Consider the following 21,132-nt stretch of genomic DNA (forward strand, 5'->3'; position numbering starts at 1 on the left):
GGTTCCAGGAGGCCCGCAGGTGGTCCCGCCAGCCCTCGAAACGCGGATCGCGCAGCCCGGGTCCGCTCCCCGTTCCCCGCCCCTCAGCCCAGGTCGGCCGGGGACTCCACCACCACGCCGTACAGGTCCCCGATGGTGGCCAGTGCGGCACGGTGGACCTGGGCGGCGGTCAGCACGGCGCCGGCGGAGGACAGCGGCCGGGTCGCACTGGCGGCGGCCACGACGGTCGGGCGGTTGCCGCGCAGGAAGGCCCCGGCCGTGGTGAAGGTGACGCACATGTGGGTCATGAATCCGGCGATGACGACGTCCCGGTGGCCGGCCGCGTCGACCAGTTCGCCCAGGTCGGTGCCGGCGAAGGCGTCCGGCACCTGCTTGACCACCACGCGCTCGCCCTCGGCCGGTGCCACGCTCGGGTGGATCCGCCCGATCTCGGCCCGGACGTCGTACGGGGTGCCCTCGCCGCCGTCGTTCACCACGTGGATGACGGTGGCGCCGGCCGCCCGGGCCCGGACGAGCAGGTCGGCGGCGGCGTCGAGCGCCTCCCGCCACCCCTCCAGCTCCATGACGCCCCGCACGTAGGTGTTCTGGTAGTCGATCAGGATCAGGGTCGCGTCGCCGAGCGAGGCCGGCTTCTCGTCGAGTCCGTTGAGGGCGCGCAGGGTGGTGGGCACGGTGGTGCCGCCTTTCGGATGCGGAGGACGGGGATCGGGCAGGTCACGCCCGGTGCGGCCCGCCGTGGAAAACGCTACGGGCGGCGCTCGCATGTCGGCAATGCCGTCTAACATGCAGATTCCGACATCGAGGGGCTCCCGTGAAGACAGACACCGAGGCCGTCCGGCGGCTGATCGTCATCGTCCTGTTCGAGGGGGTCGACCTGCTGGACGTGACCGGGCCGCCGGAGGTGTTCTCGCTGGTCGGCCGGGAAACCGACAGCGCGACCGGCTACCGGGTCGTCCTCGCGGCCGAGACCACGGACCCGGTCACCACCGCGGCAGGCGTGCGGATCCTGCCCGACCTCACCTTCGACCGCGCCGCTGAGAGCGCCATCGACACCCTGCTGGTGCCCGGGGCGGTCGAGGTGGACGACCGGCGCCGGGTCCGCGCGCTCACCGATCCGGCGGTGGTCGACCGGGTCCGCACGCTGGCCGCCCGCTCCCGCCGGGTGGCCAGCGTCTGCGTCGGCGCGCACCTGCTCGCCGCCGCCGGACTGCTGGACGGCCGGCGGGCCACCACCCACTGGTCCACGGCCGGCCAACTCGCCGCCGAGCACCCGCGGATCGAGGTCGACGCCGACCCCATCTTCATCCGCGAGGGCGAGATCTGGACCGGCGCGGGGATCAGCGCCTGCCTGGACCTCTCACTCGCCCTGGTCGCCGAGGACTTCGGTGAGGAACTCGCCCTGCGGGTCGCCCGCCAGCTCGTGATGTACCTCAAACGCCCCAGCGGCCAGAGTCAGTTCAGCGTCCCGCTGGAACCGGTCTCGACCACCCGGCGGATCGAGGAGCTGCGCCACCACATCCTGCGCAACCTCTCCGGCCGGCTCACCGTCCCGGACCTCGCCGCCCACGCCCACGTCAGCGAACGGCAGTTGACCCGGATCTTCAAGACCGAGCTGGGCACCACCCCGAGCGCGTACATCGAGTCGGCCCGGGTCGAACTCGCCCGCCACCGACTGGAGTCCGGCGACGCCACGCTCGAACGCATCGCCACCGCCTGCGGGTTCGGCACCGTCGACACCCTGGTGCGCGCCTTCCGTCGGCGCCTCGGCACCACGCCGACCGACTACCGGCAGCGCTTCCGCACCGCGGGTACCGCGGCAGGGGGCACCGCGGGTACCGCGACAGGGGGTGTCACGGCAGGGGATGTCACGGCAGCCGGACGGTGAACGCCGTGCGGCCCGGCCGGCTGGCCGCGTCCACCGTGCCGCCGTGCGCCTGGACGACGGCCTGGACGATCGCCAGTCCGAGCCCGGTCGAGCCGGTGGCCCGCGACCTGGCCCGGTCGCCCCGGACGAAGCGCTCGAAGACCCGGTCGAGCAGCTCCGGCGCGATCCCCGGCCCGTCGTCGGCGACGCTCAACTCGACCCGGCCGTCGGCCCGGTCCCGCACCAGCCGCAGCTCCACCCCGGTGCCGGCCGGGGTGTGGGACCGCGCGTTGGCCAGCAGGTTGGCCACCACCTGGCTCAGCCGGTGCTCGTCACCGCGGATCACGACCGGTTCCTCGGGGAGGACGAGCCGCCACCGGTGGTCCGCCCCGGCGGCGCGGGCGTCGGCCACGGCGTTCAGCGCGATCCGGGTCAGGTCCACCTCGGTGGCGGCCAGCGGGCGGCCGGCGTCCAGCCGGGCGAGCAGCAGCAGGTCCTCGACGATCGTCCCCATCCGCACCGCCTCGGCGTCGATCCGCTCCAGCGAGTGCCGGACCGGCGCGGGCACGGCCCCGGGGTGGCGCAGCGCCAGCTCGGCGTGGCCGCGGACGGCCGCGACCGGGGTGCGCAGCTCGTGGCTGGCGTCGGCGGCGAAGGCCCGCAGCCGCTCCTCCACGGCGTGCCGGCGGGCCAGGGCGCCGCCGACGTGACCGAGCATCCGGTTGAGCGCCGCACCGACCCGGCCGACCTCGGTGCGAGGGTCGTCGTCCGGCACGCGTTCGGCCAGCAGGACCTCACCGCTGGCGAGCGGCATCGCGCTGACCCGCTCGGCCATGACCACCACCCGCCCCAGCGGGCGCAGCGACCAGCGCACCCAGAGCGCCCCGGCCGCACCGGCGGCCACCACGGCGATCGCGAACACCGTCAGCTCCAGGGTCTCCAGCCGCCGGAGGGTGTCCTCGGCCGGGCGCAGCGGCAGGCCGCTGACCAGCACGTCGCCGTCCCGCCCGGCGACCGCGCGGACCCGGTAGTGGCCCTGCGCCCCGCCCAGGTCGAGGGTGTCGGCCGGACCGCCGGGCGTCAGGGCGGCGAGTGCGCGCTGCTGGGCGGCGGTGAAGGCGATCCGGTCGTCCTCGTCGTCGGGGCCGTCCGTGTCGTCGGCGTCGCCGTCGACCACGCCCGCCGCCGTGACCCGGCCGCCGATCAGCCGCACGCCGAGGGTGCCCGGCGTCTGCGCCCGGGTGTCGGGGCCGGTGCCCTGGCCGGCGTGCTCCAGGCTCGCGGCGTAGCGGCCGCCGGACTCGGCGAGCTGCTGGTCGAGGCGGTCGACCAGGAAGTGGCGCAGCGCGGCGGTGGTGGCGAAGCCGACGGCGGCGCAGGTGACGACGAGCAGCACCAGCAGGCCGGCGATCAGCCGGGCGCGCAGGGTGCGCGGAGCCAGGCGGGTACCGCAGGGGCGCGGGGTGAGGCGGGTACCGCGGGGGCGCGGGGTGAGCCGGATGCGCGGCTTCACGGTGCGGCCTTGATCAGGTACCCGGCGCCCCGCACCGTGTGGATCATCGGGCTCCGGCCCGCGTCGAGCTTCTTCCGGAGGTAGCTGATGTACAGCTCGACGATGTGCGCCTGCCCGCCGAAGTCGTAGGACCAGACCGCGTCCAGGATCTGCGCCTTGCTGAGCACCTGCCGGGGGTGGCGCATCAGGTGGGCGAGCAGCGCGTACTCGGTCGGGCTGAGTTCGACGGTCTCACCACCGCGGGTCACTTCCCGGGCCCGGTCGTCCAGGACGAGGTCGCCGAGCACCAGCGCGTGCGCGGGCGGGCCGGCTTGCGCGGCGGGCGGGGCGGCCCGGCGCAGCAGGCCGCGCAGCCGGACGACCACCTCGGCCAGGCTGAACGGCTTGGTCACGTAGTCGTCGCCGCCCGCCGCGATGCCCGCGATCCGTTCCTCGACGGCGTCCCGGGCGGTGAGGAAGAGCACCCGCACCTCCGGCTGCGCGGCGTGGACGCGACGCAGCACCTCCAGGCCGTCGAGGTCGGGCAGCATCACGTCGAGCACCACGGCGTGCGGGCGCCACGCCGCGGCGGCCTCCACGGCGGCCCGGCCGGTGGTCGCGCCGCGCGCCTGCCAGCCCTCGTAGCGGACGGCGCCGCACACCACCTCGACCAGGTCCGGCTCGTCGTCGACCACCAGCACGCGCCACTCCGGGCGGTCGGCGGTGTCGTCCATGGTGCTCCCTCGGGCTGGTGCCGGCCGGCGGGGCCCGTGCCGGGCGACGTTCATTCTGCACCGCCGCGATGAGAAAGCCGTGAGACCTCCGAAGACCGTTCGTGGACCAGCACACCTACCCTGACCTGCGATGATGAAGATGATCGAGGGCGCGGGAAGCGGGCTCGTTCAGAGGCGGCTCAGAGCTTGCGGTGCGATCGTGGCGGCCTCGGCGGCACCTGCTGCCGGGCGCTGAGGAGGTTCCCGATGAGCACTGCCGCCGCACCGGAGTCGCGGCCCGGGCCCCGGCCGACGACCGTCCGCCGGGGCCACCGGGCCGCGGGCCGCCCCTCGTTCGCCCTGGACCCGGCCGTCGCGCTCGGACTGATCGCCGTCGGCGCGCTCGGCGTGCTCGGCCTGTGGTGGACGGGCACGCCCGCGGTCGTCGGCGCCGCCGGCTGGCTGACCGGCGCCGGGCGGATCACCGGGCTGCTCGCCGGGTACGCCGCCCCGGTGCTGGTGCTGCTGATGGCCCGGCTGCCGCCGCTGGAGCGCGGGGTCGGAGCGGACCGGCTGGCCCGCTGGCACGCCTTCGGCGGGCGCTGGCTGGTGGCCGCCGTCTCGGTGCACGTGCTGACGGTCGTCTGGGGCTACGCGCTGACCGACGGGCGGGGCCTGCTCGGCGAGGGCGTCGAGATCGTCTTCCACTACCCGGAGATGATCAAGGCCACCCTGGGCACCCTGCTGCTGCTCGGCACCGGCGCGGTCTCCGCCCGCGCCGCGCGCCGGCGCCTGTCCTACGAAGCCTGGTACTACCTGCACCTGGCCACCTACCTGGCGGTGGCACTCGCCTTCTCCCATCAGCTCGCCACCGGCGCCGACCTCGGCGGCGGCCCCGGACAGGCCGCCTGGTACGCGCTCTACTTCGGGACGGCGGCCCTGCTCGGCTGGTACCGGCTGGCCCGGCCGTGGCTGCTCGACCGGCGGCACGGGCTGCGGGTCGCGGAGGTCCGGCCGGAGGGCCCCGGCGTGGTGTCGCTGTTCCTGACCGGGCAGCGGCTGGACGAACTCGGCGCCGAACCCGGACAGTTCTTCCGCCTCCAGTTCCAGGCGCCCGGCCTGCGCTGGGCCGCCAACCCGTACTCGCTGTCCGCGCCGCCGCACCCGCGCTTCCTGCGCTTCACGGTCAAGGACCTGGGCGGGCACAGCGCCGCGGTCGCCGAGCTGCGCCCGGGCACCCGGGTGCGCGCCGAAGGCCCGTACGGCGCGTTCACCGGGCGGCTGCTGCGGCGGCGCCGGGTCCTGCTGCTCGGGGCGGGCGTCGGGATCACCCCGCTGCGCGCCCTGTTCGAGACGCTGCCGGGAGAACTGACGCTGGTCCAGCGTGCCCGGCGACCGGAGGACCTGCTGTTCCGGACGGAGCTGGCCGACATCGCCCGCCGCCGCGGCGCGGTCGTGCACGAGCTGCTCGGCCCGCGGGAGCAGGTCGGCGACCTCGGCGCCGCGCTCGCCCGGCTCGTCCCGGGCCTGGCCGAGCACGAGGTCTACCTGTGCGGGCCGGAGGCGCTGACCGAGGAGGCCGCCCGCGCGCTGCGGGCGGCGGGGGTCGCACCGGGGCGCATCCACCACGAGAGCTTTTCCTTCTGAGCCCGGCTGAGCCCCGCCGAGCCGTCCCGCACTCCCGAGGAGCGTCGAATCCATGCGCCGAGCCGTCGTCACCAGTGCCGCCACCGCCGCCGGCGTGGTGCTGTTGCTCTCCCTCAAACCGCACGAGGCAACCGGGCCGGCCCCGGTGATCGGCTCCGGGTCGGACAGCGCCACGGGCTCCGACGTGTCCGCACCGTCGAACGCCCCCTCCTCCGGCGGCCGGTCCCCCGGCAGCCAGTCCGCCTCCGGTCCCTCCGCCTCCGGCCCGTCCGCCGCCGCGGCCCCGTCCACCTCGGCCGCGGGGGCCACCCGCAAGGTCAGCGGCGACACCGTCAACACCCGGTACGGGCCGGTGCAGGTCCAGGTCACCCTGGCCGGCAGCCGGATCACCGCCGTGGACGTCGTCAAGTACCCCACCTCCGAACGGCGCGACCGCGAGATCAACACCGGTGCCCTGCCCGTGCTCAACCAGGAGGCGATCTCCGCGCAGAGCGCAGGGATCGACGTCGTCAGCGGCGCGACGTACACCAGCGACGGCTACATCCGCTCGCTGCAGAGCGCCCTCGACCGGGCCAAGGGCTGAGGAACCGTGCTCCGCCACGCCGAACCCGTCATGGGCACCGTCTTCTCGATCACCGTCCGCGACCCGACCCCGCGGACGCCCGACGCGCTGGAGCGGATCGTCGAACGGCTGCACCGGATCGACGCGGTGTTCTCCACCTACCGGCCCGACAGCGACATCAGCCGACTCGACCGGGGCGAACTCACCCCGGACGACTGCGACCCCGACGTCCCCGTCGTCCTCGCGGCCTGCCGCGCGGTGGCCGCGGAGACCGACGGCTGGTTCACCGAACGGCCCGGCGGGCGGCTCGACCCCAGCGGCTGGGTCAAGGGGTGGGCCGTCGGGGAGGCCGCCGGCCTGCTGCGGTCCTCCGGCGCCCGGCACTACTGCGTCAGCGGCGGCGGGGACCTGCAGACCGGCGGCGGGCCCTGGCGGATCGGCATCGCCGACCCCTGGCAGCCGGGCCTGCTCGCCGCCGTCCTGGCCGGCCACGACCTCGCCGTGGCCACCTCCGGCACCGCCGAACGCGGCGCGCACGTCCTCGACCCGCGCACCGGCCGCCCGGCCACCGGCCTGGCCTCCCTCACCCTGGTCGGCGCCCCGGGCACCGGCATCGCCCGCACCGACGCCTGGGCCACCGCCGCCTTCGCGATGGGCCCGGACCGCGCCCTCGCCTGGGCGACCCGCCGGCCCGGCATCGAGGCACTCGCCGTCCTGCCGGACGGCACCAAACGCTGGACACCGGGCCTGCCCGGCCACCTCCCGGCGAGCGGACCGGCGGACTGGCGGTCCGCCGTCGGCTGAGCGCGGTGCCGTGCGGTGGGCGACGAGGATCGTTCAGGGGCGCGCCGCATGAGAAGGGCTCATGCGGCGGGGATATGAGGAACTCTCATGGGCCGGCGTCATGAGGCACTCTCATGGGCCGACTCATGAGGTGCGCTCATGAGCCGGCGTCATGAGGTGCGCTCATGCCGCGCGCCCATGAGGTGCGCTCATGGCATCGCCCCATGAGAAGGCCTCATCGCAGGACGGCGAACGCGGCGGACCGGCTCCGGCACGAGTTCCGTGCAAGCCGCCCGGGAAGTCCGTTCGTGGAACGCTCAGTTCGGCGGACCGGCTTGAGCAACGTGGTCGATCCGTCCGGACGCACACCGTAGGGTTTCCGTGTGACGGATGAGCTGTTGTTCGAACCGGCGCAGGCCGGCGGGTCCGGCTGCCCTCGGTGCGAGGAGACGACAGAGATCACGGTGTTCCGCGAGCAGTACCGGCCCGTGCTCCGGGGCAGAGGCGCCGTGCGGTTCCTGGCGGCTGCGGTACTCCTCGTCCTGGCCGCCGAACCGCTGCTCAGCGGGCAGCCCGCAGGCGTGTTGCTGTTCGCCCTCGCCGCGCTGTCCGCCGTGTCGTGCGCGCGGGCCGTGGCACGGGCCCGCTCCGGTGGGCCGGTCGAGGTCCTCTACTGCCACCAGTGCACCACCCGGTCCGGGAGAACGCCGTGAGCGTGGCACCAGCCCCGGTGCCGTCCGGGTCGGTCCCGGTCGGTCCCGGTCGGTCCCGGTCGGTCCCGGTCGGTCCCGGTCGGTCCCGGTCGGCCCTGGCCGGTCCCGGCCGGACCTGCAGGCTAGTGCGACGCCCCGCGGAGCCTCCGCGGACGCACCGTGCAACGCCCCTGACGGAGCGTCTGGCCGGGACGCCGCCCGTCACGCCGGCGCGCTCCACCCCCGCTCCTGCTGCGCCGCCCGCCAGGCCTCCCACGCCACCAGCGGTGCGAGGTACGACCAGCGCCGCGAGCCGTCGGGGCACACGCCGCCCTCGACCAGCCCGGACACCGAGCGCCGGGTGAACGGTACCCAGACCGCCATGTCGTGCTCGAAGGTGCTGTGGCAGGCCTCGCGGCGGCGGTCGATCTCCGCCGCGTCGAGCCGGGCCCGGACGGTGGCGACCAACGTGTAGCAGGAGGCCGGCTCGCTCCAGCCCAGCCACGTGCGCGCAGTCGCTCTCGGCGATGGTCACCTCGCGCACCCGGGCCGCGCCGTGCTCGCCGTGATCGACCGTCAGGCGTGAGACGTACGCCGTCCGGCCCGCCGCCCCGGCGGCCCGCTGGCGCGCCACCTCCTCGGCCCACCCGACCCCGTCCAGCACGTGCGGGCGGCCCACCCGCCCGTCGTACGACGTGACCAGCGTGCCGGGGGTCAGCGGCCGGGCCGCCGACCAGGTGATCAGCGGCGCCAGCCCGTCCGCCCGGACGTCGTGCGTCCGAGCCGCCTCCGACAGGGTCGCCCGCCGGACCCGCGGCGCCGGTACCCGTGAACCGACGCGCGAGCCGCCGTACTTGGCGAAGTCGTACACCAGATTGGTCACCACCCCGAGCAACAGGGCTCCGCCGATCCCCCAGCAGCCACTCCACCCGGTCCCCCCTACCGTCATGATCCGCCCGCCCCATTGTGGGGTTGCCGGCCGTCCGGCGGAGGGGCTCCCCTCCGCACGAGCGGGCCACCGCACCAGCCCCCGAACCAGCCTTCGAACCCGTCCACCGCACCAGGCCTCCGAACCCGTCCACCGCACCCGGCCGCCCGACCGAACCACCCGACAGGCCCGCCCGGCCCGCCGGACCGACCCCCGGAGCGTCCACCGGCCGGTGCTAGGGTGATCGAACAGTCGACGCGGAGGCACTCAACGATCGTGCGGGCAGCCGGAATCACCGCAGCGGCCGCAGCCACCGCCCGGTCGACGGCCCGCCGCTCCCCCTCCGCCGCCTGGTACGCGCTCCGCTGCCTCGGCACCGGACTGGGCGCCCTGGTCGCCGTCGTCCTCCTGACCGTCGTCCTGGCCCTCTGCCCGGTCGGCGTCGGCTTCCTGCTCCTCCCCCGCGCCCTGCAACTGCTGCGCCGCTACGCCGAGTTCCACCGCCGCCTGGTGGGCCGCCGGCTCGGGGCCGAGGTCCGCTCGCCGTACCGTGACCGGCGGCCGTCCCCGCGCGACCCGGCCGTCCGCAAGGACCTGCTCTGGCTGTTCGTCCACGGCACCGCCGGCACGGCCCTGTGCGCCGCCGCCCTCACCCTCTGCAGCCATGCCCTCAACTGGCTGACGGCACCGGTGTGGTGGCGGCTGCTACCGCGCGAGCGGGACGCCATCATCCTGCTGGACGTGGACTCCTGGCCGGTGGCGGCCGCGGCGGCGGTCGGTGGGGTCGGCTACGCGCTGGTCGCGCTGGCCGCCCTGCCGCCGCTGGCCGACCTGCACGCACGGGCGTCCCGCCGGCTGCTGGTGGCCCGCCGCCGCGAGTCGCTCGCGGAGCGCGTCCGGGAGTTGACGCTGAGCCGGTCCGGGGCGCTGGACGCGCACGCCGCCGAACTGCGCCGGATCGAGCGGGACCTGCACGACGGCGCCCAGGCCGACCTGGTGGCCGTCTCGCTGCGGCTCGGCATGATCCGCCGGGCCCTCGCCCACCGCCCGGACCAGGTCGAGGAGTTGGTGGACTCCACCCAACGCGTCGCGGAACAGGCCCTGGGGTCCCTGCGCGCCCTGGTGCGGGGCATCCACCCGCCGGTGCTCGCCGACCGCGGGCTGACCGAGGCCGTTCGCTCACTCGCCGCCCACTGCGCCGTCCCCACCCGGACCGACCTCGACGGGAGCGCAGACCCGCCGCCCCGCGCACCGGCCGCCGCCGAGGCCGCGGCCTACTTCGTGGTCGCCGAGGCGCTCACCAACGTCGCCCGGCACAGCGGCGCCCGCACCGCGCTGGTCCGGCTGCGGATCACCGCCGGTGCGATCGCCGTCCGGGTCGAGGACGACGGCAGGGGCGGCGCGGCCGAAGGCGCCGGGAGCGGCCTCCCGGGCCTGCGGCGCCGGGTCGCCGCCTTCGACGGAACCACCGCCCTGTCCAGCCCGCCCGGGGGCCCGACCGTACTGGAAGTGGACATCCCATGCGCATCCTGATCGCCGAGGACAACGCCCTCCTGCGCGAGGGCCTGGTCCTGCTGCTGACCAGCGAGGGCCACGAGGTGTGTGCGGCCGTCGGCCACGGCGACGACGTGCTGCCCGCCCTGCTCGACCACCGTCCCGACATCGCCGTGGTCGACGTCCGGATGCCGCCCGGCTTCCGCGACGAGGGCCTGCGCGCCGCCGTCGAGGCCCGCCGCCGGCTGCCCGGGCTCCCCGTCCTGATCCTCTCCCAGTACGTCGAACACGCCTACGCCACCGAACTGCTCGCCCGCAGCGCGACCGGCGTCGGCTACCTCCTCAAGGACCGCGTGGGCCGCGCCGAGGAGTTCCTCCAGGCCCTGCGGCGGGTCGCCGACGGCGGCACCGCCATGGACCCCGAGGTCATCACCCACCTCATGGCCCACCACACCGCCCGGGACCCCCTCGCCGCCCTCACCCCGCGCGAACGCGAGGTGCTCGCCCTGATGGCCGAGGGACACAACAACCCCGCCATCGCCCGGCTGCTGTTCATCGCCGAGAGCTCCGTGAACAAGCACATCGGCGGCATCTTCACCAAGCTGGGCATGCCCACCCCGGACACCGGCCACCGCCGCGTCCTCGCCGTCCTCACGTACCTCCGCACCCTCGCCGACCGGTAGCCGCCCGCACCGTCCGCAAGCCCCGTCACCCGCATGCCCGGCCGTACCCTCCGCGAGCCCCGTCACCCGCGCCCTCCGTCGGCCCGCCGCCTCCGAAGGGCCCCTCGCCGCACGACTGTTCCGCGCTCCCCGGTTGTGGCGTAGCGTGGCCGGATGAACACGAACGCGTCCTCGCGGTACGACGTCGTGATCGTCGGCGGCGGGCACAACGGGCTGGTGGCGGCCGCGTACCTGGCACGCGCCGGGCAGCGGGTGCTGGTGCTGGAGCGGCTGGCCCGGGTCGGCGGGGCGGCGGTGTCCGCACAGGCGTTCCCGGGGGTGGACGCGCGACTGTCGCGCTACTCGTACCTGGTGAGCCTGCTGCCGCGGAAGATCGTCCGGGAGCTCGGGCTGCGGTTGGAGCTGCGGCGGCGGCGGATCGCCTCGTACACGCCCGCCGAGCGGGACGGGAAGCCGACCGGCCTGCTGGTGGACGCGGGCGATCCCGGCCGGACCCGGGAGTCGTTCCGGGCGCTGACCGGCGGCGACCGGGAGTGGCAGGCGTGGCAGCGCTTCTACGGGACGACCGCACGGGTCGCCGAGCGGGTGTTCCCGACGCTCACCGAGCCGCTGCCCTCCCGGACGGAGCTGCGCCGGCGGATCGGGGACGACGCGGCCTGGGCGTCGCTGTTCGAGGAGCCGCTGGGCGCGGTGATCGAGCGGAGCTTCGCGGACGACCTGGTGCGCGGGGTGGTCCTGACGGACGCGCTGATCGGCACCTTCACCCACGCCCACGACCCCTCGCTCCGGCAGAATCGCTGCTTCCTCTACCACGTGATCGGCAACGGCACGGGCGACTGGAACGTGCCGGTCGGCGGGATGGGCGCGGTGACGGACGCGCTGGCCGGGGCGGCCCTGGCGGCCGGCGCGGAGATCCGGACCGGCCACGAGGTCACCGCCATCGCCGCCGACCGCACCCCCGCAGGCGGGACGGCCCGTGGTGGCGGCAGGGCGGACACCGAGGTGTCGTACCGGGACCTGGCGCGGGGCGGCGAGGGCACGGTGGCGGCGCACCGGGTGCTGGTGAACGCCGCACCCGCGGTGCTGGCCCGGCTGCTGGGCGACGCCCCGGGGCCCGTACCGGAGGGCGCCCAGCTGAAGGTCAACATGGTGCTGCGCCGGCTGCCGCGACTGCGGGACAGCGCCGCGGACCCGCGCGAGGCGTTCGCGGGGACCTTCCACATCGCCGAGGGCTACCGGCAGTTGGCGACCGCCCACGCCGAGGCACGGGACGGCCGGATGCCCTCGGCGCCGCCCTCCGAGATCTACTGCCACACCCTCACCGACCCGTCGATCCTCGGCCCCGAGGCCGTCCGTGAGGGGCTCCAGACGCTCACCCTCTTCGGCCTGCACATGCCCGCCCGGCTGTTCGGCGACCCGGCGGCCAAGGACCGTGCGCTGGCCGCGAGTCTGGCGCAGCTGGACGCGGTACTGGCCGAGCCGATCGCCGGCTGCCTGGCCACGGACGCCGACGGGCGGCCCTGCCTCGAAGCCAGGACGCCGGTGGAGCTGGAGCGGGAGATCGGCCTGCCGGGCGGCCACATCTTCCACCGCGACCTCGCCTTCCCGTTCGTGGACGACGACGGCCCCGGAGACGACGCTGTCGGGCACACCGGTGCCGGCGCCTGGGATGCCGGTGCCAGGGATGCGGGTGCCGGCGCCGCCGCCCGCTGGGGCGTGGCCACCGACCGGCCGGGCGTCCTGCTGTGCGGCGCGGGAGCCGTCCGGGGCGGCGGCGTCAGCGGCATCCCCGGTCACAACGCGGCGCGGGCCGTCCTGGAGGAAGGGGCGCGCCGCTGACGCGCAGGGGCCGCGCGGCCACACACCGCAGCAGGCCCCCCGTACGCCTGGCATGTCACTCCCAGTGGCGGTTTACTGAGAGTGAGCAGGGCAGGAGGGAGGCCCTCCGATGGAATGTCCGCACCCACCCGGGTTCCATGTCGAGGTCCGTGAACGCTACGTCGCCGCCGTGGCGGAGGTGACCCGCCTGGTGCGGGCCGTTCCCGACGACGGCTGGACGGCGTGCACACCGTGCCGGGACTGGGACGTCCGCACACTGATGAACCACCTTGCCGCGCAGCACCTCTGGGTGTGCCAGGCGGTGGCCGGCTACACCCCGGAGGCGATCGGCCACCGGTTCGGCGGCGACGTGCTGGGCCGCAACCCCGTCGGGGTGTGGGCGATGGCCGCCGACACCGCGGTGCGCGCGCTGCACCAGCCGGGCGTGCCCGACCAACTGGTGCACCTGTCCTACGGGACGCGCGACGCGGGCGGATACGCCCGCGAGCTGACCGCCGAGACCGTCGTGCACGGCTGGGACCTGGCACGGGCCCTGGGCGAGAGCGGCCGGATGCCGCCCGGCGCCGCCGGGTACGCGCTCGCCGAGTTCCAGGGCTACCGCAACCTGAGCGGCACCGGCATGTTCGACCCGCCGCTCGTCAGCGCTCCGGGCGCCGACACGCAGGACCGGCTGCTGGCCCTCACCGGCCGTGACCCGCACTGGTCCTACGACGCCCTGCCCTGACGGGCACCACGGGCGTCCGTCCTCCCGAACGACCGGTCCCCGCGCCCGGATCCGGACGCGGGGACGAGGGGCGCGGGGACGAGGACTCGAACCGTCGAGGCGGTCGAGCCGTAGGACAGCCGAGCCGTGGCTCGACGGCCCTACGGCCCGTCGAGCCGTCGAGCCGTCGAGCCGTCGAGCCGTCGAACTGACGGACCGTCAGGCGCGGGCGAGGGCCCAGGCACCGAGGCCGTTGCAGCCGCCCGCCGAGTAGGTGGTGGCGCGGAACCCGGGCGGGACCGGCGAGCCGGGGCAGGTCCACAGGCCCACCCGGGCGATGTTGTGGTACCAGGCACCGGCGCCGTCGCAGCCGGCCTGCAGGTGACCGGTGATCACGTAGCCCGCCACCACCGGGGAGCCGGAGCAGGTCCAGATCCCGTCATGCGGGAGGCCGTGCTGCCAGGAGCCGATGCCGCCGCAGCCGGCCCGCAGGTGGTTGGTGATGACGTACCCGGGCACGACCGGAGAGCCGGAACAGGTCCATATGCCGTCCTTGACCAGGCTGTGGCGCCACGAGCCGATGCCCCGACAGCCGGAGGTCTGGTGGTCCGTGATCACGTAGCCGGCGACCACCGGGGAGCCGGAGCAGGTCCAGATGCCGTCCTTCACCGGCTGCTGGTACCAGGAGCCGAAGCCGCCGCAGCCGGCCGGATCGTGGTCCGTGATGACGTTCCCGGCGTCGACGGGCTGCCCGGAGCAGGCCCACCGGCCGGACGGCCACGCGGGCTTGGCCTCCGCCGAGGACATGCCGGAGACCGTGCCGCCCAGGACGACGGCCGCGACCAGCGCGAACGCCGACGCGGCCGCTCCGATCCCGCGGCCGGCGACCGCGGCCGTCGCTCGCTTCCACAGCTGACGGACATTCATTGTCGAACCACTCCAGACGGATCGGGGGTGAGGGGACGTCCCGCACGCCGGAGCGCCCGGCGGCGGATCGAGAGTCACCCTACGGGGAGACGGAGTGAAAGTTCGGTGGAGGTTCCAGGAAATCGACCCCGAGGGGCGACCTTGTCCGAAACCCGTCATCCCGACCTTCTCGACGACGCCACTCCCCTCGCTCCGCACCCCCGCGACGCCCGGCGACACCCGGCAACACCCGGCGACACTCCGGACGAGAGCCCCGCGCGGAAGCCCCGCGAGGGCCCGCCCCCTCACCGTGCGTGACCATGCCCGTCCGGAGTGACATCGCCACCGGACGGGCGCATGGTGGAAGGAAGGACGACGCGGACGGCCCGTCGCCGGATCCGCCGCCCGAGGCTCTCGCCGAACCCGACACTTCGCATACGGACAGAGCTCTCGGCCCGGCGCCGCCGTGGTGGCGGCCCGTCAGATCCGGGAGGCAGACATGTCCATGATGCTCATCACCGGCTCCTACCAGGTCCTCCACGACCGCCCCGACGGCGACACCGTCCACTTCCTTCCACAGGACCCGGGCTACTGGTGCGACGTCCCCGGCCGCAACCGGGTCGACCGCGACGAGCACGGCGGCGCCTCGCTGCGGCTGGACGCGATCGACGCCCTCGAAACCCACTACAAGGGCGTCGGCCCGGACTTCGCGCACCAGCCACTGGGGCTCGGCGCGCACGCCGCCCGTGACGAACTGCTGACGTGGCTGGGCTTCACCGAGGTCGTCCAGGACGACCAGGAGAAGGTCACCGCCTCGACCCCGGCGGCCGTCCCCGGCTACATCCTCACCGGCGGCGCCGACGTCTTCCACCGCTGCGTGGCACTGGTCGGCCGCGGCGCACCGCCGAACGTCGGCGACCCCCCGAAGCCCGCGCGCAGCGGCTTCCGGCTGGACGTCACCCCCGACCTGCTGCACCAGACCGTCAACCACCACCTGCTCTCGCTCGGCCTGGTCTACCCCACCTTCTACCAGGGCCTGCCCGACGCCCTCCGGGCCGACCTGACCGCCACCGCGCAGCAGGCCCGGACGGCCAGGGCCCCGGGCAGCGTCTGGCTGCACGACGTCACCACCACCGGCGCGAAGATCGAGAACCTCGAATCGATCACCGAGGACCTCGTGATGCTGCCGAAGCTCTTCCGCCGCCTCGTCGACTACGTCCGGCTCTTCGGCCCGGGCCTGGGCTGCCTGCCCGCCTTCCTGGCCGGCGGCACCGACGAGTTCACCCTCCCCGAGCGCCCCAAGCCGCCCACCGTCGGACTGCAGCACGTGGTCGAGGTCACCGACGGCAGCACGGTGCGGATGACCCGGCCCGTCGAGGACCTGCTGTTCGCCGAGAAGTAGCCCGGCCCGCCCGGACGTTGACGCACCCGCCCGGACGCGAGGCGCCGACCCGGAGGTCGGGACGCCACCCGGAGGTCGACGCGCCGACCCGGCCGGCGAAGCGCCGACCCGGATGTCGAGGTCGGATTCGCGCCAGCCCGATCCCCTGGCCGTTTGGTGGGATTCGTGACACACCCACCACTGACGGACAGGACCTCCGGCATGGCCGACACCGCCCTCCACCCGGCTCCGCGTACCGCCGACACCGCCCAGCCCCGCCCGGACCCCCAGGCCCGGCGGGGCGGTCGGCTCGCCGGACCGGCCGTCACCACGGGCGTGTTCTCCATCGTCACCACCGAGATCCTGCCGATCGGCCTGCTCACCCCGATCGGCGCGACTTCCGGATCTCCGACGGCACCGCCGGGCTGATGATGACCCTGCCGGGCATCGTCGCCGCGGTCGCCGCACCGGTGGTGACGTCGCGACCAGGCACGCCGACCGGCGGACCATGCTCTGCGCCCTGCAGCTGCTGCCGGCCCTGGCAGACCTGCTCAACGCGCTCGCCCCCGCCAACTGGGCCGTGCTGACCGCCCGGGTCGCCCTCGGCCTGGTCGTCGGGGCCTTCTGGTCGACCGGCTCGGGGCTCGCCCCCCGGCTCGTCCCGGAGCACCGGCAGGGCCGGGCCGACACCGTGTTCTTCTCGGCCGTCCCGCTCGGCTCGGTCCTCGGCGTACCGGCAGGCGTGTTCCTCGGTTCGCTCGCCGGCTGGCGGGCGGCCTTCCTCGTGATGGCGGCGCTGACCCTGCTGACCCTGGCCGTCCTCCTGGTGTCACTGCCACCGCTGCCCCCGCTGACCAGCACCGGCCCGGGCGTGCTGCGCGGGCTGCTCGCCCGACGGGGCACCCGCACCGGCCTCGCCGTGACCTTCCTGATCGTCCTGGCGCACTTCGGCAGCTACACCTACGTCACCCCGTTCCTCGCGGCCACCACCCACCTCGGCCCCGGCCAGGCCACCGCCCTGCTGCTCGTGTACGGCGCCGCCGGACTGCTCGGCAACGTCCTCGCCGGCGGCCGTGCGGCCCGGGCCTTGCGCCCGGTCTTCGGCACGGCCGCCCTGCTGCTCGCCGCCGCGGCCCTGCTGCTGCCGCTGCTGGGCACCGGCGGTCCGGGCGCCGCCGTCCTGCTGACGCTGTGGGGCGTGGCGTACGGCGCCGTGCCGGTGTGCTCGCTGACCTGGTTCCGCACCGCGGCCCCGCACGCCCCGGAGGCGGCCGGCGTGGTGTTCACCTCCTCCTTCCAGGCCACGATGTCGATCGGCGCCCTGACCGGTGGCCTCGTCGTGGACCGCTCCTCGCCCGCCGCCGTCATGGTGCTCGGGGGCGCCGTCGCCCTCCTCGCCGCCGCCACCGCGTGGCGGTACGGCCACCGGGTCCGGCCCGAACCGGTGACCGGGACGGCAGACGGGCCGGTGACCGGGGCAGCCACCCAGCAGGCGACCGGAACGGCGGCAGGTCCGGAGGCCGGGGCGAAGCGCTGACCCGGCACCACCGCACCCTGGTCAGGGGCGCTCGCCGTGACGAGAATGCCGGAGCGCCGTCCACCCGCCCGACCGGGCCGACGGACGGCGCCACCGGCCGGGACGTTCCCGGGCGGGCCCGGGGCGCTCTCCGGGCGGGTGACGGCGGAAGGACGGCGACCGGGATGGCTCCCGAGTTCGGCACGCGGTTCGGCGACTACCAGAACGAGATCTACCTGAACGGGCTCGGCGGTGTGCTGCCGACGATGCCGATGACCTTCGCCGAGCTGGAGGCCCGGGCACAGTCGGCCCTGGCGCCGTCCGTGCTGTCCTACGTCGCGGGCGGGGCGGGCGACGAGTCCACCCAGCGGGCGAACGTCGCCGCCTTCGACCGCTGGGGCCTGGTACCGCGGATGATGGTCGGTGCGAAGGAACGGGACCTGTCCGTGGACCTGTTCGGGATGCGGCTGCCGTCCCCGCTGTTCATGGCCCCCGTCGGGGTGATCGGCCTCTGTGCACAGGACGGCCACGGGGACCTCGCCACCGCCCGGGCCGCCGCCCGCACCGGCGTCCCGATGATCGCCTCCACCCTCACCGTCGACCCGCTGGAGCAGGTGGCCGCCGAGTCCGGCGACACCCCCGGTTTCTTCCAGCTCTACACCCCCACCGACCGGGCGCTCGCCGAGAGCCTGGTCCACCGGGCGGAGGCCGCCGGCTACAAGGGCATCGTCGTCACCCTGGACACCTGGATCACCGGCTGGCGCCCGCGCGACCTCGCCGCCTCCAACTTCCCCCAGCTGCGCGGCCACTGCCTGGCCAACTACACCTCCGACCCGGTCTTCCGTGCCCGCCTCGCCAAGGCCCCCGAGGAGGACCTGCAGGCCGCCGTCCTGGAGTGGATCGGCATCTTCGGCAACCCGCTGACCTGGAACGACCTGCCCTGGCTGCGCTCGCTCACCGACCTGCCGATCCTCCTCAAGGGCCTCTGCCATCCCGAGGACGTCCGCCGCGCCAGAGACGGCGGCATCGACGGCATCTACTGCTCCAACCACGGCGGCCGCCAGGCGAACGGCGGTCTGCCCGCCCTCGACGCGCTGCCCGCCGTCGTCGAGGCCGCCGCCGGCCTGCCCGTCCTCTTCGACTCCGGCGTCCGCTCCGGCGCCGACGTCGTCAAGGCCCTCGCCCTCGGCGCCACCGCCGTCGGCGTCGGCCGCCCGTACGTCTACGGCCTCGCACTGGAGGGCACCGACGGCATCGTGCACGTGCTGCGCTCGCTGCTCGCCGAGGCGGACCTGATCATGGCCGTCGACGGCTACCCGACGCTCGCCGACCTGCGCGCCGAGGGCGCCCTGCGTCGCATCTGACGCACCATCAGGTCGCGACGCCGGCACCACCGCCACCAGCCGAGCCGGTGGAGCTGCCGAGCCGCCGGAGCCCTCCGGCACGTGTCGGCAGCCAGGTCGACCAGGCCGACCGAGCCCCGGGAGAGCACCCGGGTATGCGCGGACCAGTCAGCGCGGACCGGTCAGCGCGGACCGGGGTCGCTGGTGCCCGGGCGGCCGTTCTCCAGGTGACCGGCCCAACGGCGGCGGAACGCCGGCCCGCCGCTGGCCGCGACGGTGACGTCGTACCAGCGGCTGTCGCCGCGCACGTCGAAGGTGAACCGGGCCGTGGCGCCGGGGCGGAGGGTGCGGCTCTGCCGCGAGCCCTTCGCGTAGGCGTTCTCGGCGGTCACCGTCCGGGCGACCGGCCCGTCGTTGGAGACCGTGACGCGGACCTGGTTCCTCGACGGGTCGACACGTCCGACCAACCCGCCCGGGAGCGCACCCTCGAACTCCTGCACCGAGCCGTTCGGGCCGTGGCCGACGAGGTGGTAGCCGCCGGTGCCGGACACCGGCCAGAAGTCCGCGAAGGTGTCGCCGGCCGAGACCGTGTACCGCCTCGGGGCGACCGTCGGTGCCGTCCGGTCGTAGACGTAGAGCCACGCGCCCGCCGAGCCCCGGTTCTCCAGTTCGAGCCGGAACTGCCCCGGGGTGTCCGTCTCCTCCTCGTTGACCCTCAGGTCGTACGGAAGCGCGCGGGCCGGCCGGGTGCCCGGCTCCTGGACCGGCATCCGCTGCGGCAGCGGCACCTGGTAGGCCTTGCCCTGCGAGGCGATCGGCGCGGGCACCGGCACCGCGACCCGCCGCCCGTCCGCGCCGGAGAAGTCCAGCGCCGAGGTGAGGTCACCGCAGACCGACCGGCGCCACGCGCTGATGTTCGGCTCCTCGATGCCGAAGCGGGCCTCCAGGAACCGCAGCACCGAGGTGTGGTCGAAGGTCTCCGAGCACACCCAACCACCCCGCGACCACGGGGAGATGACCAGCAACGGCACGCGCGGGCCGAGGCCGATCGGCTGCAGGCCGCCCGGGTCCGAGCCGGGCACCAGCGGGCTCATCTCCCCCGGGTACTTCGCGAGGTCGAGCAGCTCGTCGCCGAGGCTCGCCGCCAGGTCGGCGGAGACCATGCCCTGACCGCCCGGGCGGCTCACCACCGGCGGCATCGGCGGGACGACGTGGTCGAACAGGCCGTCGTTCTCGTCGTAGTTGACGAGGAAGACGGTCCGGCCCCACACCTCGGGGTTCGACGTCAGCGCGTCCAGCACGAGGTTGATGTAGTACGCGCCGTCCGTCGGCGTGGCGGAGGGGTGCTCGCTGTACTTGTACGGCGGGACGATCCAGGAGACCTGCGGCAGCCGCCCCTGCTCGACGTCGGCCCGGAACTCCTTCAGCGTGTGGTCGGTGGCGCCCTTGTCCACCAGCGGGCCCGACGCGCCCTCGGCCACCTGGTACCGCTCGAAGAACATCAGCGAGTTGTCGGTGTAGTTGTCCGTCGGGGTGCCCGGCTCACCGGAACCGCCCTGGTACAGCTTCCAGCTGACGCCGGCCGCCTCCAGCCGCTCGGGGTACGTCGTCCAGGTGTAGCCGTTGGTGTCGTTGCGCTCCCACAACCCCGGGCCGTTCGGCTTGCGGCCGTACGCGTTGCGCGGGTCGCTGGTGCCGGTCCACAGGTGGATGCGGTTGGGAGCGGTGTCGGCGTGCACCGAGCAGAAGTACGCGTCGCAGACGGTGAAGGCGTCGGCCAGGGCGAAGTGGTACCGCAGGTCCTGGCGCTTGAGGTGACCCATCGTCATGACGTCCTGCTTCTGGTTCACCCACTGGTCATGGCGCCCCTCGTTCCAGGCGAGGTGGCCACTGCTCCACCCGTGGTCCGTACCGGCCTGGTACTCGGTGGTGTTCCCGGGGTCGATGTACCAGGGCAGCACCTCCTGCTCGGAGGCCGGCAGGCCGCGGTCGTGGTACCGGCCGGTCCGCACCGATGCGGCGGGCTGGTACCAGTTCGGCCGGCCGTTCGGCAGCAGCGTGGGACGCGGGTCGGCGAACCCGCGCACACCGCGCAGGGTGCCGAAGTAGTGGTCGAAGGAACGGTTCTCCTGCATCAGGACGACGACGTGTTCGACGTCCTCGATCGAACGGGTCCTGCCGACCGCAGGCAGCGCCAGGGCCTTGCCGACCGCGGGCGGGAACGCCGCGAGGCCCGCGGCGGCGGCGGACGCGCCGCCCAGCTGGAGGAATCGGCGCCGGTCGATGGAGGCCACGTGTTGTCCTTCCGTCGGGGGTGCACGGGTGCGTGCGTGGTTCCGGGGAGAGGAATCGAACCTAGGGGCCGCAGGCAAGGCCGTACACGGACCGCACGCGAACGCCGCGTGAGCGTTCGGCCAACTCCTGCCCCGCCGGCGCCGGCGTTCGCCCCGGAAACACGTGCCCGGAAACGCGAAGAACCCCCGTCCGGAAACCGGATGGGGGTTCTTCACAAAGGTTGTTCGGCGGCGTCCTACTCTCCCACAGGGTCCCCCCTGCAGTACCATCGGCGCTGTGAGGCTTAGCTTC

General features: G+C 74.8%; 17 protein-coding genes and 1 pseudogene. 12 read left to right on the forward strand and 6 right to left on the reverse strand.

Features of this window, described 5'->3' with window-relative positions; genetic code table 11:
* Positions 1-83 precede the first annotated feature (83 nt).
* Positions 84-671, reverse strand: coding sequence for a cysteine hydrolase family protein (locus tag ACFV0O_RS28215; protein WP_380346475.1), 588 nt, complete (start codon positions 669-671; stop codon positions 84-86).
* Positions 672-811: 140 nt separating this feature from the next.
* Between ACFV0O_RS28215 and ACFV0O_RS28220 the strand changes: the two genes are divergently transcribed.
* Positions 812-1,885, forward strand: a complete 1,074-nt coding sequence (locus ACFV0O_RS28220) for a GlxA family transcriptional regulator (RefSeq protein ID WP_380346477.1) — start codon at positions 812-814, stop codon at positions 1,883-1,885.
* Here ACFV0O_RS28220 and ACFV0O_RS28225 read toward each other — a convergent pair.
* Together ACFV0O_RS28225 and ACFV0O_RS28230 are read right to left on the reverse strand one after the other, a co-directional pair.
* Complete coding sequence (locus ACFV0O_RS28225; RefSeq protein WP_380346479.1) at positions 1,866-3,377, reverse strand: sensor histidine kinase; 1,512 nt, start codon at positions 3,375-3,377, stop codon at positions 1,866-1,868. The genes ACFV0O_RS28220 and ACFV0O_RS28225 overlap by 20 nt on opposite strands.
* Positions 3,374-4,144, reverse strand: coding sequence for a response regulator transcription factor (locus ACFV0O_RS28230; RefSeq protein WP_380346481.1), 771 nt, complete (start codon positions 4,142-4,144; stop codon positions 3,374-3,376). Before ACFV0O_RS28230 ends, ACFV0O_RS28225 begins: the two co-directional genes overlap by 4 nt.
* A 192-nt stretch (positions 4,145-4,336) precedes the next feature.
* On the opposite strand from ACFV0O_RS28230, the gene ACFV0O_RS28235 reads away from it, so the two are divergent.
* The 4 genes from ACFV0O_RS28235 (at position 4,337) to ACFV0O_RS28250 (ending at position 7,774) form a co-directional block, all read left to right on the forward strand.
* Positions 4,337-5,716, forward strand: coding sequence for a ferric reductase-like transmembrane domain-containing protein (locus ACFV0O_RS28235; RefSeq protein ID WP_380346483.1), 1,380 nt, complete (start codon positions 4,337-4,339; stop codon positions 5,714-5,716).
* Between the two features lie 52 nt (positions 5,717-5,768).
* A complete protein-coding gene (locus ACFV0O_RS28240) occupies positions 5,769-6,299 on the forward strand; it encodes an FMN-binding protein (protein WP_380346484.1) in 531 nt (176 codons plus the stop codon).
* Between the two features lie 30 nt (positions 6,300-6,329).
* Entirely contained in the window at positions 6,330-7,082 is a 753-nt protein-coding gene (locus tag ACFV0O_RS28245) for an FAD:protein FMN transferase (RefSeq protein WP_380346497.1), read from the forward strand.
* A gap of 362 nt (positions 7,083-7,444) precedes the next feature.
* Positions 7,445-7,774: a hypothetical protein gene (locus ACFV0O_RS28250; RefSeq protein WP_380346485.1), complete on the forward strand. Its 330-nt coding sequence runs from the start codon at positions 7,445-7,447 to the stop codon at positions 7,772-7,774.
* Between the two features lie 201 nt (positions 7,775-7,975).
* Here the strand turns inward: ACFV0O_RS28250 and ACFV0O_RS28255 are convergent, their stop codons facing one another.
* Positions 7,976-8,221: a hypothetical protein gene (locus tag ACFV0O_RS28255; RefSeq protein WP_380346486.1), complete on the reverse strand. Its 246-nt coding sequence runs from the start codon at positions 8,219-8,221 to the stop codon at positions 7,976-7,978.
* 736 nt (positions 8,222-8,957) lie between these two features.
* On the opposite strand from ACFV0O_RS28255, the gene ACFV0O_RS28260 reads away from it, so the two are divergent.
* From ACFV0O_RS28260 to ACFV0O_RS28275, 4 genes are all read left to right on the forward strand, one after another.
* Positions 8,958-10,214, forward strand: coding sequence for a sensor histidine kinase (locus tag ACFV0O_RS28260; protein WP_380346487.1), 1,257 nt, complete (start codon positions 8,958-8,960; stop codon positions 10,212-10,214).
* On the forward strand, positions 10,202-10,858 hold the full coding sequence (locus tag ACFV0O_RS28265) for a response regulator (protein WP_380346488.1): 657 nt from the start codon (positions 10,202-10,204) through the stop codon (positions 10,856-10,858). The genes ACFV0O_RS28260 and ACFV0O_RS28265 overlap by 13 nt, the downstream gene beginning before the upstream one ends.
* Positions 10,859-11,011: 153 nt before the next feature.
* Positions 11,012-12,697, forward strand: coding sequence for a phytoene desaturase family protein (locus tag ACFV0O_RS28270; protein WP_380346489.1), 1,686 nt, complete (start codon positions 11,012-11,014; stop codon positions 12,695-12,697).
* A gap of 109 nt (positions 12,698-12,806) precedes the next feature.
* Positions 12,807-13,421 carry a TIGR03086 family metal-binding protein gene (locus ACFV0O_RS28275; protein ID WP_380346490.1) on the forward strand — a complete coding sequence of 205 codons (615 nt, stop codon included), beginning with the start codon at positions 12,807-12,809 and terminating at the stop codon, positions 13,419-13,421.
* A 198-nt stretch (positions 13,422-13,619) separates the two neighbouring features.
* Here the strand turns inward: ACFV0O_RS28275 and ACFV0O_RS28280 are convergent, their stop codons facing one another.
* Positions 13,620-14,327: a hypothetical protein gene (locus tag ACFV0O_RS28280; protein WP_380346491.1), complete on the reverse strand. Its 708-nt coding sequence runs from the start codon at positions 14,325-14,327 to the stop codon at positions 13,620-13,622.
* A gap of 478 nt (positions 14,328-14,805) precedes the next feature.
* Here ACFV0O_RS28280 and ACFV0O_RS28285 point away from each other — a divergent pair, with 478 nt between their 5' ends.
* From ACFV0O_RS28285 to ACFV0O_RS28295, 3 genes and pseudogenes are all read left to right on the forward strand, one after another.
* Positions 14,806-15,708, forward strand: coding sequence for a nuclease (locus tag ACFV0O_RS28285; RefSeq protein WP_380346492.1), 903 nt, complete (start codon positions 14,806-14,808; stop codon positions 15,706-15,708).
* Between the two features lie 201 nt (positions 15,709-15,909).
* Positions 15,910-17,122, forward strand: a pseudogene (locus ACFV0O_RS28290) (MFS transporter); the annotation flags it as partial.
* Between the two features lie 266 nt (positions 17,123-17,388).
* Entirely contained in the window at positions 17,389-18,567 is a 1,179-nt protein-coding gene (locus ACFV0O_RS28295) for an alpha-hydroxy-acid oxidizing protein (RefSeq protein WP_380346493.1), read from the forward strand.
* A gap of 161 nt (positions 18,568-18,728) precedes the next feature.
* Here ACFV0O_RS28295 and ACFV0O_RS28300 read toward each other — a convergent pair whose 3' ends face one another.
* Positions 18,729-20,840 (reverse strand): phosphocholine-specific phospholipase C, encoded by a 2,112-nt coding sequence (locus tag ACFV0O_RS28300; RefSeq protein ID WP_380346494.1) that lies wholly within the window; start codon positions 20,838-20,840, stop codon positions 18,729-18,731.
* Positions 20,841-21,132: the final 292 nt, after the last annotated feature.

The organism is Kitasatospora sp. NPDC059577 (genome assembly GCF_042735475.1).
GTDB lineage: Bacteria > Actinomycetota > Actinomycetes > Streptomycetales > Streptomycetaceae > Kitasatospora.

Bases quoted from the DNA above. Each gene is read 5' to 3' on its own strand.
- ACFV0O_RS28230 (WP_380346481.1), bottom strand. From the start codon at position 4,144: ATGAACGTCGCCCGGCACGGGCCCCGCCGGCCGGCACCAGCCCGAGGG.
- ACFV0O_RS28235 (WP_380346483.1), top strand. From the start codon at position 4,337: ATGAGCACTGCCGCCGCACCGGAGTCGCGGCCCGGGCCCCGGCCGACG.
- ACFV0O_RS28240 (WP_380346484.1), top strand. From the start codon at position 5,769: ATGCGCCGAGCCGTCGTCACCAGTGCCGCCACCGCCGCCGGCGTGGTG.
- ACFV0O_RS28245 (WP_380346497.1), top strand. From the start codon at position 6,330: ATGGGCACCGTCTTCTCGATCACCGTCCGCGACCCGACCCCGCGGACG.
- ACFV0O_RS28265 (WP_380346488.1), top strand. From the start codon at position 10,202: ATGCGCATCCTGATCGCCGAGGACAACGCCCTCCTGCGCGAGGGCCTG.
- ACFV0O_RS28270 (WP_380346489.1), top strand. From the start codon at position 11,012: ATGAACACGAACGCGTCCTCGCGGTACGACGTCGTGATCGTCGGCGGC.
- ACFV0O_RS28275 (WP_380346490.1), top strand. From the start codon at position 12,807: ATGGAATGTCCGCACCCACCCGGGTTCCATGTCGAGGTCCGTGAACGC.
- ACFV0O_RS28280 (WP_380346491.1), bottom strand. From the start codon at position 14,327: ATGAATGTCCGTCAGCTGTGGAAGCGAGCGACGGCCGCGGTCGCCGGC.
- ACFV0O_RS28285 (WP_380346492.1), top strand. From the start codon at position 14,806: ATGTCCATGATGCTCATCACCGGCTCCTACCAGGTCCTCCACGACCGC.
- ACFV0O_RS28295 (WP_380346493.1), top strand. From the start codon at position 17,389: ATGGCTCCCGAGTTCGGCACGCGGTTCGGCGACTACCAGAACGAGATC.